The sequence below is a fragment of the Microbacterium sp. SZ1 genome (assembly GCF_002362255.1).
Classification (GTDB): Bacteria; Actinomycetota; Actinomycetes; order Actinomycetales; family Microbacteriaceae; genus Microbacterium.
On the sequence record NZ_LPVV01000002.1, the window covers coordinates 123,654 to 137,963 of the forward strand.

Sequence of the window (14,310 nt, forward strand, 5' to 3'; positions counted from 1 at the left end):
CCCGTGGTGGGGGCGTCCCGCCTATCCGATCGCCTGCCGCCTCAGCCGAAGGCCTCGTCCGCCGGTCGTGGTTCGCGGTGCTGCGGCTGCCGTGGCCGCGGGCCGGGATCCGCGAGCGGTGGTGTCATCGCCGTGACACCGTCCCCTCCGACGACGATCTCCTTCCCGAAGTGCCTGATGGTCACCGGCGTGCTGCCGCTGTAGCGGTAGGTCGACTCGGTCGGCGAGACCTCGACGCGCAGGGTGTCGCCATGAATGCGCACGCCGAAGGCGAGGCGGGTCATCGGCTGCGGCAGACGTGGGGCGAATCGGAACCCCTCGGCGGTCTCACGCATGCCGCCGAAACCGGCGACGATCGCCGTCCACACCCCGGCGAGCGCGGCAATGTGCAGGCCCTCCTCGGTGTTCCCGTGCACGTCGTCGAGGTCGATCGTCGCGACCTCGGCGAGATAGTCGTAGGCGAGGTCGAGGTGTCCGACCTCGGCCGCGATGACCGCCTGCGCGGAGGCGGACAGAGACGAGTCCCGCACGGTCAGCGCCTCGTAGTACGCGAATGCCCGAGCCTTCTGCTCCGGCGTGAACGCTTCATGCGCGAAGTGCAGCGCCAGCACCAGATCGGCCTGCTTCAGCACCTGCTTGCGATACAGGTCGAAGTAGGGGAAGTGGTCGTGCAGGAGGTATTGGTCGGAGCCGGTCGACTCGAAATCCCAGCGCTCGAGGTCGGTGTACCCGGCGGATTGCGGATGCACACCGCGCACCTCGTCGAAGGGGATGTGCATCGCGGATGCCGCAGCATCCCACTCCTCCGCTTCGGCGGCTCGGATGCCGAGCTCACGACTCCTCTCGGGGTAGCGGCGCGCGGCCGCGGCGGCTCCCCGGAGATTCAGCTGCGCCATGAGGTTCGTGAAGACGTTGTCGTTCGCGACGGCCGAATACTCGTCCGGGCCCGTCACGCCGTCGATGTGGAAACGACCCTCTGCGTCGCGATGCCCCAGCGACAGCCACAGCCGAGCCGTCTCGGCCAGGATCTCGAGCCCGTAGTCGCGCTCGAAGTCGTGGTCGCCGGTCGCGCGCACGTAGTGGAGCACCGCCGCGGCGATGTCGGCGTTGATGTGGAAGGCCGCGGTGCTCGCGGGCCAGTACCCCGAGCTCTCCCTGCCGTCGATGGTGCGCCACGCGAACGCGGCGCCGTCGAGGTGCAGCTCCTTCGCCCGATCGCGCGCGTGATGGAGCGTCGAGTGTCGCCAGCGCAGCGCCTGCTCCGCAGCATCCGGAGCCGTCGCCGTGAGCACCGGGAGGACGAAGGCCTCGAAGTCCCAGAACGTGTGCCCCTCGTACCCGGAGCCGGTGAGTCCCTTGCCCGGGACGGAACGCAGCTCGGCGCGCGCCGCAGCCTGGAAGACCTGGAACAGCGCGAACCGTACGGCCTGCTGCAGTCGCGGCTCCCCCTCGACCTCGACGTCCGCGCAGCGCCAGTAGTCGTCGAGGACCTCGCGCTGACCGGCGAGGAGGCAGTCCCACCCGTCCGCTCGTGCCCGCGCCACCGCGACCTCCGCTCGGTCGCGCACCGTCGCGGCGGTCAGTGCGGACTCGAAATCGTGCCCCACGTACTTCACGATCTCCAGGTGCGCGCCCGGCTCCAGCCGGACGCGGATCGTGGTGCGCGCCAGGTCGCCGTCCGCTTCGGTCGAGACGCTCGGTTCCGACTCGATGATCTCGTGATCCATCGCGACGCCGACGATCAGTCCGCTTCGGCGCGTGCGGTGGACCAGGGTCGCACGAGTGCCGACCACATCGGCTTCGACGGCGTCGAGCGGCTCGGTGAGCAGCTCCTGCACGCGCGGGTCGTCGTACTGTATCGGCAGCGGCTCGTTCGCCAGCAGTTCGGAGATCAGCGTGATGTCCGACGCATGATCGACGGCCTCGACACGGTAGCGGACCGCGGCGATCGCCCGGTGACGGAGCGAGACGATCCTCGTCGCCTCGACGCGAACCCGCCGGCCGCCGGGGCTGGTCCAGTCGAAGCTGCGATGCAGGGTTCCCGCGCGCAGGTCGAGCCGCCGCTCGTGCGACGTCAGCGTGCCGGTCTCGACGTCGAAGGACTCGTCGTCGACGACCAGCCGGATGATCTGCCCGTTCTGCACGTTGATCACGCTCTGCCCGACGTCCGGATAGCCGTAGCCGTCTTCGGCGTACGGCATCGGATGCTCCTCGAAGACGCCGTTGAGGTAGCTGCCCGCCACGCCGCGCGGATCGCCCTCGTCGAGGTTGCCGCGCCAGCCGAGGTGCCCGTTCGACAGCCCGAAGACGGACTCCTCATGCGCCAGGCGATCCGATGTCACACCAGAGACACCGACGGTCCACGCATCGACGTCGAAGCGCGCCGTGGTCACAGCACGCTCCTCAGACGGGGCAGCAGGTCGCTCTCGCAGCGCCGGAGGAAGTCGGCCTGATCCCGTCCGACGTGATGCAGGTAGATGTGGTCGTAGCCCTGCGCGACCTCGGCGATCCGCTCGGCGAGGTCGGCCGGATCAGCAGCGATGAGCACACCCTGCTCGAGGGCGTCGTCGGAGGGCACGATCGCGGCCTCGAAGTCCTCGGGATTCTCGACGTCCCACGTGCTCACACCCTGGGCCATCGTCTGAGACCACTGCTCGCGCGCGGTCGCGAGGGCCATCTCCCGAGTGGGCTCGAGGCTCAGGTGGATCTGCAGTCGGGCGGGCCCGCGGCCGCCGGCGTCGCGGAACCGCCGAAGCGCCTCGGCCGTCTGCTCCGCCTGGGAGCCGACGGTGATCATCCCGTCGGCCCAGTCCGCCACCCACGCTGCGGTCTCGGCGCTGACGGCGGCCCCCACCAACGGCACCGGCTGCTCGGGAAGCGTCCAGATCCTCGCGTCGTGGATGCGGATGAGCCCGTCCACGTCGACCCGCTGCCCGTCGAGCAGCGCGCGGATCGCGTCGACGCTCTGCCGCAGTCGCTGCTGGCGCACCGGCTTCTCCGGCCACCGATCGCCCGTGACGTGCTCGTTCAGGTTCTCGCCGCTGCCGAGCGCGACCCAGAACCTCTCCGGGAACATCTGCGCCAGCGTGCCGATCGCCTGCGCGATCACCACCGGGTGATACCGCTGGCCTGGTGCGTTCACGAGGCCGAACGGGATGCCGGTCTGCGCCATCGCGGCCCCCAGCCAGCTCCAGGCGAAGCCCGACTGCCCCTGCGCAGTCGTCCACGGGGCGAGGTGGTCGGAGCACATCACCTCGTCGAAGCCCACCAGCTCCGCGAGGCGAACCGCCGAGAGCAGCTCCCGGGGCGTGTGCTGCTCATGCGATGCGTGGTAGCCGATCGTGACCATCTGGGCTCCTCCCCGCGGCGGAACCGTCGGTCCGCCGTCGCGTCGTCCGTGTGGCGACGACGCTATCGGGTCGCGATCACCCGACACAGCGGGTTGCCTTCGCGCTGCCCGAGCGGGTATCAGACCTGGCTCACCCCGCCGTCGACGGAGAGAGTCGCGCCGACGACATCAGCGGCCGGTCGTCACGCCCGTTCGACGCGGAAGACGACCCGGCCGCCCGACCGGGGTCCTCCCGCGGCGACCCAGTCGCCGAGCTCGGTCCACTGCCTGATGTCGAGCGGGCCGACGTCGAGGTCTCGGTCCGCTGCGAGGTACGTCATGTCCGGCACCAGATCCGGTTCGGCGCCCAGGAAGAAGCTGGTGACCGAGCGGTTCGCCGTGCTCGGGTCGGCGACGAACGCACCGTAGGGGAACACCTCGTCGGCTCCGGCCGAGTGGCCCAATGCGATCACCGTGCCCCCGGCGTCGAGAAGACGATACGCCGCGACCAGCTGCTCGCCGCCGACCAGATCGAGGGCACCGTGGACGCGACCCCGGACGGACTCCACGCTTCGATGCGTCTCGCTCGCTCCGAGGCGACGCAGGTCAGCGTGCCGACCAGCATCCCTCGCCACGGCGATGACGTACGCGCCGGAGCGGGAGGCGAGCTGCACGGCGACGCGTCCGACCGCGCCGGTTGCGCCGACGATCAGGACCCGTCGCCCGAGGACCGAGCCGAGCCGCCGCACCCCGCGCAACGCGCTCGTCGCCGGCACGGGGAGGGTCGCGAGATGCTCCGCTGAGATCGCTGACGTCGCACGAGCCGTCATGGAATGCGGCACGGCCCTGCATTCGGCCCAGCCCGCCGCATCCAGGCTGAGGAAGATGACGCGCTCCCCCGCTCGCGGTCCCTCGCCGTCAGCGGCCGGAGAGATCACGACCCCGCTCCCGTCCCAGCCCGGGACGGCACCGCCGGGCAGCTCGCGGAGACCGGCGAGGTCGCCGGGGTTCGGGGCGAAGGCGTCGACGCGCACGACGAGCTCGTCGTGCCTGGGGACGGGGTCAGGCACCTCCGTGAGCGTCAGTCCGCCGAGAGCACCCGAGTCCTTCGTCCACGCGAGCATGCACCGTTCCTTCCCGTCCTGTGTACCCGGAACGGGAGCCGGCACGACGGCATTCCCCCGACCGAGTCCGGCGGCTCCGATCGCACCCACTGCACAGCACCGCGCCCCGGACACGACTGTGCGGTGCACGCGTCACCGCGTGCACCGCACATTGTCAGGGCGTCAGCCGATCAGCTGATCGGCATCCTCCGTCGTGCGCCTCCGACGGATCAGGAGCAGAGCCCCAGCGCTGGCGAGCAGCACCAGTGCGGCGACCACGACCCACGCCGCGACCTCGCCACCGGTGACGGCGAGTCTTGCAGAACAGGACAGGCGCCCTCGACCCGTTCGCGTGGCGAGCGCCCCATCGAACCCGAGAGTCACTCGGGTCGGATGCCGCCGAGGAGGACGTCGAGGAAGAGGCGCCGGTCATCGTGGTCGCCGAGGCGGACGGCATGCTCGACACCGCAGATGAGGTGCTCGAGCTGGACGATCGAAAGATCCTCACGCACCAGCCGCTCGCGGCGAGCACGATCCAGGACGCCCTCGAACGACTCGAAGATCTCCCTCTTGAGCGCCCGCACGTCGTCTTCCTCGTCGTCAGGCGAGAGGAGGACGGCCTGCAGTCCGCCGTCCTCCAGCTGCAGGGCGAGCGCGTTCTCCAGGAAGGTCGCGAGTGCCGCACGGGTGTCGGTCTGCGCGGATGCTGTGCGCGCGATCTCGACCATGCGCTGCAGTGTCTCGACGGAGAGCGCCTCGACGAGCGCGTGCACGGTCGGGAAGTGGCGGTAGACGGTGCCGACGCCGAGTCCGGCGTCACGGGCGACGGCGTTCAGGCTGAGAGAGCTGCGGGAGTGGGTGCGGGCGACATCGAGGATCCGTTGGCGGCTGCGCACCGCATCCGCCCGCGCCTGTCGCATGTCCGAAGTCTATCAGCACAAGCGGATAGCGAATCCGCTTGTGCTACGGTGAAGCGGATAACTCATCCGTTTTCCTACGAAAGACCACTCATGACCTGGAATCCTGCTCAGCTCCCCGACCAGACCGGACGCACGTTCGTCGTCACGGGCGCCACGGCCGGCATCGGCTACTTCTCCGCCGAGCAGCTCGCCGGAGCCGGTGCCGACGTCGTGCTCGCCTCGCGCTCCGCCTCCAAGCTGGAGCGCGCCGAGGCGTCGATCCGGGAACAGGTCCCCTGCGCATCCGTGCGGAGCGTCGTCGTCGACCTCGCCTCTCTCGAATCGATCGACCGCGCGGCCGAGACCCTGCGCGCTCTACCCCGCCTCGACGGACTGCTGCTCAACGGCGGTGCCATGACTCTGACGAAGGCCCGCGGCGCGACGACCCGCGACGGGCTCCCGCTGCTGCTCGGCACTCACGTCGTGTCCACCGTACGGCTGCTCGCCGGCATCCTGCCCGCGCTCGTCTCGTCGGCCGAAGCGCACTCCGCCGACGGCCGCATCGTGCACACGTCCACGGGGTTCGTCAGCCGCTTCCCGGCCGACGTGTCCGACGTCGCCCGCGTCCCGCGACTGGCACTCAGCGCGTACACGAAGGCGAAGACCGTCACCGAGGTCTTCGCCTTCGAACTCGATCGACGGCTGCGGGCCAACGGGACGCCCGTCGCGTCGCTCGTCGCCCGCCCTGGCGTCGGCGTCGACGCGAAGACGCCGGAGCGCGCCGGCATCCGCGATGCCACGACGCCGTACCAACGCAATCCCTACACGCCGTGGGCGCAGGGCAAGGACACAGCCGCGTGGTCCTCGGTCCGAGCGCTCACCGATCCGCAGGCCGAGGGCGGCGAGTATTACTCGCCCACCGGTGCGTTGCGGGGGCAGCCGACCCGCATCACGCCCCTCGCCCGCACGCACGACCCCGACCGGGAGACCGCGGCATCGGTGTGGGCGCAGCTGGAAGACCTCGCTGGCGTGGAGATCCCGGTGCCCGCGCTGCGGTGATCGGCGCCGGGACTCGCCAGTCCGTGCCGGTACGACTCAGTTGAAGTCGCCGCCCGGAGCCATGTCGGCGAAGCGCGAGTAGTGACCCTGGAACGCCACGGTGATCGTCGCGGTCGGACCGTTACGGTGCTTCGCGACGATCAGGTCGGCCTCACCCGGGCGCACGTCCTTGTCGTACACGGAGTCGCGGTGCAGCAGGATGACCATGTCGGCGTCCTGCTCGATCGAGCCGGACTCACGCAGGTCGCTGATCGCGGGCTTCTTGTCCTGCCGCTGCTCGGGTCCACGGTTCAGCTGCGAGAGAGCGATGACGGGGACCTGCAGCTCCTTGGCGATGAGCTTGAGGCTTCGCGAGAACTCCGAGACCTCCTGCTGACGCGACTCGACGCGCTTGCCCGAGGTCATGAGCTGCAGGTAGTCGATGATGACCATCTTGAGCCCGGCGCGCTGCTTGAGCCGACGGCACTTCGCGCGGATCTCGACGAGCGTCATGTTCGGGCTGTCGTCGATGTAGAGCGGGGCGTCGTTGATACGGCCGCGGGTCGAGGCGACGGTCGTCCAGTCACGGGGGTCGAGCGTTCCCTTGCGCATGTTCTGCAGCGGGATCGCACCCTCGGCGCTGAGCAGACGCATGGCGATCTCGCTCTTGCCCATCTCGAGCGAGAAGAAGATCGACGGGTAGTCGTGACCGATGGATGCCGCGCGCGCGAAGTCGAGCGCGAGGGTGGACTTACCCATGGCCGGTCGGGCGGCGACGACGATCATCTGACCGCCGTGCAGGCCGTTGGTGAGCTCGTCGAGCTCGCGGAATCCGGTGGGGATGCCGGTCATCGAGCCATCGCGCCCGTTGGCCGCCTCGATCTCCTCGACCGCGGCGTCGACCGCGACCGTGAGCGGCACGTAGTCCTCCGCCGTCTCCGAACCGGTGACCGAGTAGATCTCGGCCTGGGCGTTGTTCACGATGTCGGTCGCATCGCCCTGCCCGTCGTACCCGAGCTGCACGATGCGCGTGCCGGCGTCGACGAGACGGCGCAGGATCGCGCGTTCCGAGACGATGCCCGCGTAGTAGCCGGCGTTGGCCGCGGTGGGCACGATCGACGTGAGCGTGTGCAGGTAGTCGGCGCCGCCGGCGCGGCTCAGCTCACCGGTCTTGATGAGCTCGTCGGTGACGGCCACGACGTCGGTGGGCTCGCCGTGCGAGTAGAGCGACAGGATCGCCTCGTAGATGAGCTCGTGCTTCGGGATGTAGAAGTCGGCGCCTTTGAGCGTCTCGATCACATCGGCGACGGCATCCTTCGACAGCAGCATTCCGCCGAGCGCGCTCTGCTCGGCGAGCAGGTCGTGCGGCGGGGTGCGCTCAGGCTTGCGCTGGCCCCCGAGGCGCTCCTCGGAGATGTCGGCGATCGACACACGGCTCCCTTCGCTGCGACTGTCCCCCGGCGCACATCGCGACTCGCGGCACGCTCTGATTCCGGTCGGAAGACGGTCTGCGCAGCAAACCATGGGCTTCCGACATCGGGTCGCTGGACCACGCTACGAGGGGGTGTTTTCGGTCGCAACACGGCCTGTGGATAACCTTGTGGAGAGCGTGCGGAGAAGTCCGGAGTGTCTGTGCAGAACGGGTGTGGATAACCCGGTGGAGTACTGGTCGTAGAAGTTTTCTTTTCCCGGCTGAACTGGTTTTTACCGTTTCCCCACCTTGTGGATGAGAAAGTGCTTCAAGTGCACATTGAAGGTTCTTCGATTCACTGCCGCCATGTGTAGAACCTGGGGAAAGTCAAGCGGAGATTTCACCGGGCGCGTCGGCCCTCGCGGCACCGCAGATCGTGCGCGAACTGTCATCGATGCCGTAGCAGATCGGGCTAGACAGAGCAAAATACTGGGAGTATCGTCACCCCCACATTGAAGTGGGATTCAGCAACGATCGTCTTTCGGGGAGGGAAGCCGACGTGAACGCTCAAGCGACCCGACGTGGCGTACCCGCCGCCGTCCTCTGGGGTGGCGTGGGCGCTGTCGCGTGGGCCGCGATCACGATCCTCACGGGTGGCTCCTCCGCTCACGCCGACGAGCAGTCCGATGCTCCCCTTCTCGACAGCGTCTCCTCGCTCGTGAGCCAGACCGTCTCCACCGTCGGCAACACCGTGACCGCGGTCACGCAGCCCGTGGTCACCCAGGTCGTCGCTCCCGTCGTCACCCAGGTCGTTGCTCCGGCCGTCGAGCACGTGGCAGCGCCCGTGCAGCAGGCAGCCCCCGCCGTGGTCGAGACCGTGACCGAGACCGTCGCAGCCGTCCCCGTCGTCGGACCGGCGACCGCGCCCGTCGTCGAGACCGTCACCGACACGGCGCAGGCCGCCGTGGCTCCGGTCACCGACCTGCTGCAGGAGGCTCCGGTCTCGCAGATCGTCCGCCCGGTTCAGGATGCCGTGTCGGCTCTGCCGATCGTCGGCAAGCTCGTCGATGGCCTGGGCGTGAACACCCTCGTGGACGACGTCGTCGGGGTCGTGGACGAGACCACCGCCGTCGTCGGCGGGGTCGTCGAGAACACCCTTCCGCCGGTGCTCGTCGCCCTTGACCCGACCCCGGGGATCGCCGCGGATCGCCCTGATTCCGCGGCATCCGCCGTGTCGAGCTCGCAGGCGCGGGGTACCCGTGCGCCCGCATCGGCAGTGGGCGAGATAGCCGCTGTCCCGGCACTCGAGCCGGTAGCCGTCCCCGCCGCCCCGGCCACGAGTGTGCCCGCGACCGGCGAGGAGAACGCCCCGTCTCCCTCGCACGGCGGTTCTCCCGCCATCCCTGCGTCCGCCGGTTCCGGTGGCTCCTCCGGTCTCTCCCACGCGCGTCTCAGCGACGTGGGTCCTTTCGCGCTCCGTGCCGTGGAGCGCACCCCCGGTGCACCCGACGACGTCCTGCCGACGTCGCTGGTCGCCGACACCGACGTCTCCCCTGACTGACGGGTCGTCCGGTCGCTCCTCGTGAGCGACAGATGCCGTGCTGCGCGCGCACTCACCCCGCGCGCACCCACATCAGACGACTCGATTCCAGTCAGGAGAAGGACATCATGCGCACCATCCTCAAGCGGGCCCTGTGGGGCACGCTCATCGCCGGCGGGGTCACCCTGTTCGGCGCGACGGCCGCCAACGCGGCCGACACCTCGGGAGCAGACGGACTGCTCTCGGGAACGCAGGCGGACGCCCCCATCTCGGTGCCCGTCACGATCGTCGACAACGCGATCTCGCTGCTCGGAGACTCCTCCGCGCAGGCGGCTCCGGCACCCGCCCCCGCACCGGCACCCGCCCCCGCACCCGCACCCGCACCGGCTCCCGCTCCGGCACCCGCTCCCGCTCCGGCGACGAGCGGTGACGATGGCGTCGCGTCGGGCACCCAGGCGGTCGTCACCGTCACCGTCCCCGTGACGGTGAGCGGAAACGGCATCAGCCTCACGGGCGACTCGTCGAGCGCACCGGCAGCACCCGCACCCGCTCCGGCAGCCCCCGCCGCCACCCCGTCGATCACCACGAACGGTGCCGACGGCGTGCTCTCGGGTTCGCAGGCGCTGCTCGATGTCGACGTTCCGATCACCGTGTCGGGCAACTCGCTCTCGCTCCTCGGCGACAGCGCCTCGACCGGACAGGAGGCCGCGGCACCGGCATCCGGGTCCGGCACGTCGGATGCCGCAGCTCCGAGCACCTCGGGTGACGACGGCGTCGCGAGCGGCACGCAGGTCACCGCACCGATCACCGCCCCGGTGAACGTCAGCGGCAACGCCATCTCCCTCCTGGGCGACAGCTCGAGCGAGGGCGGCATGGCTGCGACCGCACCGGCCGGCAGCATGAACACCGGCGGTACCACGACCGGCGAAGACGGCATCCTGGGCGGCAGCCAGGTCACCGCCCCCGTCACGGCCCCGGTGAACGTCAGCGGCAACGCGATCTCCCTCCTGGGCGACAGCGACGTCGCAGGCGGCACCCCCGCCGCCGCTCCCGCGGGTTCGGGAACCCCGTCGACCGAGGCCTCGACCTCGGGCGACGACAGCGTCCTCGGCGGCACGCAGGTGACCGCTCCCGTCACGGCTCCCGTGACCGCCACCGGCAACGCCATCTCCCTCCTGGGCGACAGCGCCACCGACGGCGGTTCCACGCCGGCGGCTCCGGCCGGTTCGACGTCTCCGCCCACGGGCGCGACCACGAACGGTGATGACGGTGTCGCGAGCGGCACGCAGGTGACCGCTCCCGTCACGGCTCCGGTGACCGCCACCGGCAACGCCATCTCCGTCCTCGGAGACAGCGACGTCGCGGGCGGAACGGCTCCGGCCGCTCCGGCCACCGGCGGCACCTCGACCGGAGGCACCACCTCCGGTGACGACGGCATCCTCGGCGGAACCCAGATCACCGCGCCCATCACCGCTCCGGTGACGGGAACCGGCAACGCCATCTCCGTGCTCGGAGACAGCGAGGTCACCGGCGGCTCCACGACCGGAGCCCCGACCACGGGCAGCCCGACCACGGGTGGCGTGACCACCGGTGACGACGGCATCCTCGGCGGAACCCAGATCACCGCGCCCATCACCCTCCCGATCACCCTCGGCGGCAACGCCGTCTCGGTCGGCGGCGACAGCACGGTGACCGGCCCCGGCACCGACCCCGGTACCGACCCCGGTACCGACCCCGGTACGGACCCCGGTACGGACCCCGGCACGGACCCGGGGACTGACCCCGGTACCGACCCGGGAACCACGCCCGGCACGACCGTCACCACGACGGCATCGATGATGTCGTCGAGCGGAGCCATGACGGCAGCCGGTTCGTCGCAGGGACTCGCCCAGACGGGTGACGCCTCCTCCACGGGTCTCGCCGTCCTCGCCGCAGTGCTGCTGCTCCTCGGAGCAGGGATGCTGCTGCGTCGCCGCCTGACCGCGTGACCCAGGTCCCGGTGGTGCTGCGTCCTCGGGGGAGGAGGCGCCGCACCGCCGGTGCGCGGGTCCCGGACCGTCGGGAGGGGGACCCCTCCCCCGCCCGCCGGTGGATCGCGACGCCGCGCAGCACGCGGATGCCCCGTGTCCCCAGCACGGGGCATCCGCCATGCCCTCGGCATCCCCTCCCCTAGCGCACCTGCGCCCGCACCCTCTGTCCGCGGACTCCCCTGCGTCGAAACCCCTCACCCGCGTCCAGACCCACCACCCCCCACGTCGCGGACGGTGGGCTTCGACGCGGGAGGTGGGTCTCGGCGCAGGGAGCGAGGCGACGGACGGCGAGAGAAGGACGGGGGATGCAGAACGCCCCCTGTCCCGAGGGACAGAGGGCGTTCTCGCGGAGCGTCGCTTACTTGGCGGCGACGACCTGCAGGGTGATGACAGCGGTCACGTCGTCGTGAAGACGGACGGTGGCCTCGTGCTCGCCGACCGACTTGATCGCGGAGGTGATGTGCACCTTGCGCTTGTCGATCGAACCGAGACCGGCAGCCGCGACAGCGTCGGCGACATCGGCGGTCTTGACGGAACCGAAGAGACGACCCTCGTTGCCGGCCTTGACGGCCAGGCGGACCTTGGTGTCTTCGATCGAGTTCTTCAGCGCCACGGCCTCGTCGCGGTCGTGGATCGCGCGGGCCTGACGAGCAGCCTGGATCGAAGCGACCTGCTTTTCGCCGCCGCGGGTCCACGCCGTAGCGAAGCCCTGGGGGATGAGGTAGTTGCGGGCGTACCCGTTCTTGACCTCGACCACGTCACCGGCGCTTCCGAGCCCGGCGACCTCGTTCGTGAGAATCAGCTTTGCCATGTCGGTACCCCTCAGCGGCCAGCGCCGGCGTAGGGCAGGAGAGCCATCTCGCGAGCGTTCTTGATCGCGCGAGCGATCAGACGCTGCTCCTGCACGGAGACACCGGTGATACGACGGGCGCGGATCTTCCCACGCTCCGAGATGAACTTGCGAAGGGTGGAGACATCCTTGTAATCGATGACACCGACCCGGATCGACTTCGCGGGAGCGGCGTTCTTCGCGCCCTTCCGCGGCTTGCGGCGGTCGCCGCTCGACTTTCCAGCCATTGGTTTTCCTTAGTTATGAGACGGATGCCGCAGCATCCGGAGATCTGTTTCAGAAGGGGGTGTCGTCGCCGAAGCTGCCCGGAGTGCTCCAGGCATCGGCGCTGGTCGACGAGCCGGGCGTGGACCACGGCTCCTCCGACACCTGCTGCTGAGCGGGACGGGACTGTCCGCCACCGCCGCCACCGTTCGACGCCGCACGGGTGACCTGCGCGGTCGCGTACCGGAGCGAGGGGCCGATCTCGTCGACCTCCAGCTCGATCGCGGTGCGCTGGTTGCCCTCACGGTCCTGGTAGGAGCGCTGACGCAGACGGCCCTGCGCGATGACGCGCATGCCCTTGGTCAGCGAACCCGCCACGTGCTCGGCGAACTCACGCCAGACCGACGCGCGGAGGAACAGCGCTTCGCCGTCCTTCCACTCGTTCGCCTGGCGGTCGAAGTTGCGCGGGGTCGACGCGATGGTGAAGTTCGCCACCGGCAGTCCGTTCTGCGTGTACCGCAGTTCGGGGTCGGCCGTGAGGTTTCCCACCACGGTGATGACTGTTTCGCCGGCCATGAGACTTACGCCTTCGCTGCCTTGGCGGACTTGCGGGCGGCCTTCTCCTCGGCGCGCTTGGCCTCGGAAGCGATCATCGCCTGAGCTTCCTCGGCGCGCAGCACCTTGGTGCGCATGATCTGCTCGTTCAGCTTGAGCTGACGGTCGAGCTCCTGCGTGGCCTCGCTGGTCGCGGTGAAGTTGACGACGGCGTAGATGCCCTCGGTCTTCTTCTGGATCTCGTACGCGAAACGGCGCTTGCCCCAGACGTCGACGTTCTCGATAGAGCCACCATCGTTGGTGATGACCTTCAGGAACTTGTCGAGCGTAGGAGCGACCTGGCGCTCGTCGATCTCGGGGGTCAGAATGACCATGAGTTCGTACTGGTGCGTCACTTACCCACCTCCTTCGGACTAGAACGGCTTCCGGGACTTTCCCGGAAGCAGGAGGGTGTGTAGCACGTCGTCCGTCCGGGCATCCGAATGGGCGCCTGAGGGCAGACAACCTCGTCAGTCTAGCGGAGTTTCCTCTGCGCTGCTGCCAGCCGGCCTGCGATGGGCTGGCATGCTGGTGGGGTGCGTGCTGATCGTCAGCGCGCACAGACGACCGAAGGGGGAACGCGCATGCGCGTCAACAAGATCGGGGCAGGCATCGTCCTGGCCGCCGCCATCCTGCTCACCGGCTGTTCCGCACCGGCGGACGAGCCGAAGGACGACACCGCGTCGTCCACGCCGGCCGCGGAGGAGAGCACCGCTCCGGCATCCGACTGCCCGGAGCTCACCGAGGGAGCCACGGTCGACGGGGCCACCCTCGGCGGATGCATCACCGAGGCGATGACCGACTCGCAGGGCTACGCCGCCAAGATGACCGTGCTCGGCATGGAGACCACGGCCCAGTACAACCCGTCGAACGACGCCGTCGCATGGTCGACCCCGATGGGCTCGGTCATCGTGATCGGCGACGACGAGTGGGTCAAGTCCTCCACCAGCGAGTGGCAGGTCGCCGACCCGAACTCGACGGACCCGATCGTCGCCGGCCTCAGCCAGGCCGCGGCGACCGCGAACGACACCGACCCGGCCGTCGCAGCCGGCGCCCTGTCGGGCGAGTTCACCGTCACGGGCAAGGGCTCGCGCCTGGGTCAGGACGTCTACATCCTGACGGGCACCGCCGAGCAGCAGGGCGTCTCCGTCGACATGACCTACGAGGTCACCGCCGACTACGTGGTGCTCGCGACCACCGGCGCCACCGAGGCCGCGGGTCAGTCGATCGAGACCACCCTCGAGATCACCGAGTGGGACGTGAAGCAGGACATCGTCGCGCCGCTCTGATCGAGAGCTGAAGAAGCGGGCCGG

General features: G+C 69.7%; 14 protein-coding genes. 4 read left to right on the forward strand and 10 right to left on the reverse strand.

Annotation, left to right across the window (positions count from 1 at the left end; translation table 11 throughout):
- Positions 1 to 41: 41 nt before the first annotated feature.
- From AUC47_RS01945 to AUC47_RS01965, 5 genes are all read right to left on the reverse strand, one after another.
- Positions 42 to 2,393, reverse strand: coding sequence for a glycoside hydrolase family 65 protein (locus tag AUC47_RS01945; RefSeq protein WP_096713554.1), 2,352 nt, complete (start codon positions 2,391 to 2,393; stop codon positions 42 to 44).
- Complete coding sequence (locus AUC47_RS01950; protein ID WP_096713555.1) at positions 2,390 to 3,349, reverse strand: TIGR03885 family FMN-dependent LLM class oxidoreductase; 960 nt, start codon at positions 3,347 to 3,349, stop codon at positions 2,390 to 2,392. Before AUC47_RS01950 ends, AUC47_RS01945 begins: the two co-directional genes overlap by 4 nt.
- Positions 3,350 to 3,531: 182 nt before the next feature.
- Complete coding sequence (locus AUC47_RS01955; protein WP_096713556.1) at positions 3,532 to 4,452, reverse strand: zinc-binding dehydrogenase; 921 nt, start codon at positions 4,450 to 4,452, stop codon at positions 3,532 to 3,534.
- 162 nt (positions 4,453 to 4,614) lie between these two features.
- On the reverse strand, positions 4,615 to 4,815 hold the full coding sequence (locus AUC47_RS01960) for an LPXTG cell wall anchor domain-containing protein (protein WP_096713557.1): 201 nt from the start codon (positions 4,813 to 4,815) through the stop codon (positions 4,615 to 4,617).
- On the reverse strand, positions 4,812 to 5,351 hold the full coding sequence (locus AUC47_RS01965; RefSeq protein WP_096713558.1) for a TetR/AcrR family transcriptional regulator: 540 nt from the start codon (positions 5,349 to 5,351) through the stop codon (positions 4,812 to 4,814). The genes AUC47_RS01960 and AUC47_RS01965 overlap by 4 nt, the downstream gene beginning before the upstream one ends.
- Before the next feature lie 90 nt (positions 5,352 to 5,441).
- On the opposite strand from AUC47_RS01965, the gene AUC47_RS01970 reads away from it, so the two are divergent.
- Positions 5,442 to 6,389, forward strand: coding sequence for an SDR family NAD(P)-dependent oxidoreductase (locus AUC47_RS01970; RefSeq protein WP_096713559.1), 948 nt, complete (start codon positions 5,442 to 5,444; stop codon positions 6,387 to 6,389).
- A gap of 36 nt (positions 6,390 to 6,425) precedes the next feature.
- On the opposite strand, the gene dnaB is transcribed toward AUC47_RS01970, so the two are convergent.
- A complete protein-coding gene (gene dnaB / locus AUC47_RS01975) occupies positions 6,426 to 7,799 on the reverse strand; it encodes a replicative DNA helicase (RefSeq protein ID WP_096713560.1) in 1,374 nt (457 codons plus the stop codon).
- Between the two features lie 539 nt (positions 7,800 to 8,338).
- Between dnaB and AUC47_RS01980 the strand changes: the two genes are divergently transcribed.
- Together AUC47_RS01980 and AUC47_RS01985 are read left to right on the forward strand one after the other, a co-directional pair.
- Positions 8,339 to 9,340: a hypothetical protein gene (locus AUC47_RS01980; protein WP_096713561.1), complete on the forward strand. Its 1,002-nt coding sequence runs from the start codon at positions 8,339 to 8,341 to the stop codon at positions 9,338 to 9,340.
- 107 nt (positions 9,341 to 9,447) lie between these two features.
- A complete protein-coding gene (locus tag AUC47_RS01985; RefSeq protein ID WP_096713562.1) occupies positions 9,448 to 11,307 on the forward strand; it encodes a beta strand repeat-containing protein in 1,860 nt (619 codons plus the stop codon).
- 400 nt (positions 11,308 to 11,707) lie between these two features.
- Here AUC47_RS01985 and rplI read toward each other — a convergent pair whose 3' ends face one another.
- Genes rplI through rpsF form a run of 4 tightly spaced genes read right to left on the reverse strand, consistent with a single transcriptional unit; the run spans position 11,708 to position 13,353 of the window.
- Positions 11,708 to 12,160, reverse strand: coding sequence for a 50S ribosomal protein L9 (gene rplI / locus AUC47_RS01990; RefSeq protein ID WP_096713563.1), 453 nt, complete (start codon positions 12,158 to 12,160; stop codon positions 11,708 to 11,710).
- An 11-nt stretch (positions 12,161 to 12,171) separates the two neighbouring features.
- The gene (gene rpsR / locus AUC47_RS01995) at positions 12,172 to 12,426 is read right to left on the reverse strand and encodes a 30S ribosomal protein S18 (RefSeq protein ID WP_096713564.1); all 255 of its coding nucleotides are present in this window, start codon (positions 12,424 to 12,426) and stop codon (positions 12,172 to 12,174) included.
- 49 nt (positions 12,427 to 12,475) lie between these two features.
- Positions 12,476 to 12,979: a single-stranded DNA-binding protein gene (locus tag AUC47_RS02000; protein WP_096713565.1), complete on the reverse strand. Its 504-nt coding sequence runs from the start codon at positions 12,977 to 12,979 to the stop codon at positions 12,476 to 12,478.
- Between the two features lie 5 nt (positions 12,980 to 12,984).
- A complete protein-coding gene (gene rpsF / locus AUC47_RS02005) occupies positions 12,985 to 13,353 on the reverse strand; it encodes a 30S ribosomal protein S6 (RefSeq protein WP_096713566.1) in 369 nt (122 codons plus the stop codon).
- A 228-nt stretch (positions 13,354 to 13,581) separates the two neighbouring features.
- Here rpsF and AUC47_RS02010 point away from each other — a divergent pair, with 228 nt between their 5' ends.
- Positions 13,582 to 14,286, forward strand: a complete 705-nt coding sequence (locus AUC47_RS02010; RefSeq protein WP_096713567.1) for a hypothetical protein — start codon at positions 13,582 to 13,584, stop codon at positions 14,284 to 14,286.
- The last annotated feature ends 24 nt before the right edge of the window (positions 14,287 to 14,310 follow it).

Excerpts from the sequence above, each read along its gene's own strand:
- rpsR (WP_096713564.1), bottom strand. The coding sequence starts at position 12,426 with ATGGCTGGAAAGTCGAGCGGCGACCGCCGCAAGCCGCGGAAGGGCGCG.
- AUC47_RS01985 (WP_096713562.1), top strand. The coding sequence starts at position 9,448 with ATGCGCACCATCCTCAAGCGGGCCCTGTGGGGCACGCTCATCGCCGGC.
- AUC47_RS01965 (WP_096713558.1), bottom strand. The coding sequence starts at position 5,351 with ATGCGACAGGCGCGGGCGGATGCGGTGCGCAGCCGCCAACGGATCCTC.
- AUC47_RS02010 (WP_096713567.1), top strand. The coding sequence starts at position 13,582 with ATGCGCGTCAACAAGATCGGGGCAGGCATCGTCCTGGCCGCCGCCATC.
- AUC47_RS02000 (WP_096713565.1), bottom strand. The coding sequence starts at position 12,979 with ATGGCCGGCGAAACAGTCATCACCGTGGTGGGAAACCTCACGGCCGAC.
- AUC47_RS01970 (WP_096713559.1), top strand. The coding sequence starts at position 5,442 with ATGACCTGGAATCCTGCTCAGCTCCCCGACCAGACCGGACGCACGTTC.
- rplI (WP_096713563.1), bottom strand. The coding sequence starts at position 12,160 with ATGGCAAAGCTGATTCTCACGAACGAGGTCGCCGGGCTCGGAAGCGCC.
- AUC47_RS01950 (WP_096713555.1), bottom strand. The coding sequence starts at position 3,349 with ATGGTCACGATCGGCTACCACGCATCGCATGAGCAGCACACGCCCCGG.
- AUC47_RS01955 (WP_096713556.1), bottom strand. The coding sequence starts at position 4,452 with ATGCTCGCGTGGACGAAGGACTCGGGTGCTCTCGGCGGACTGACGCTC.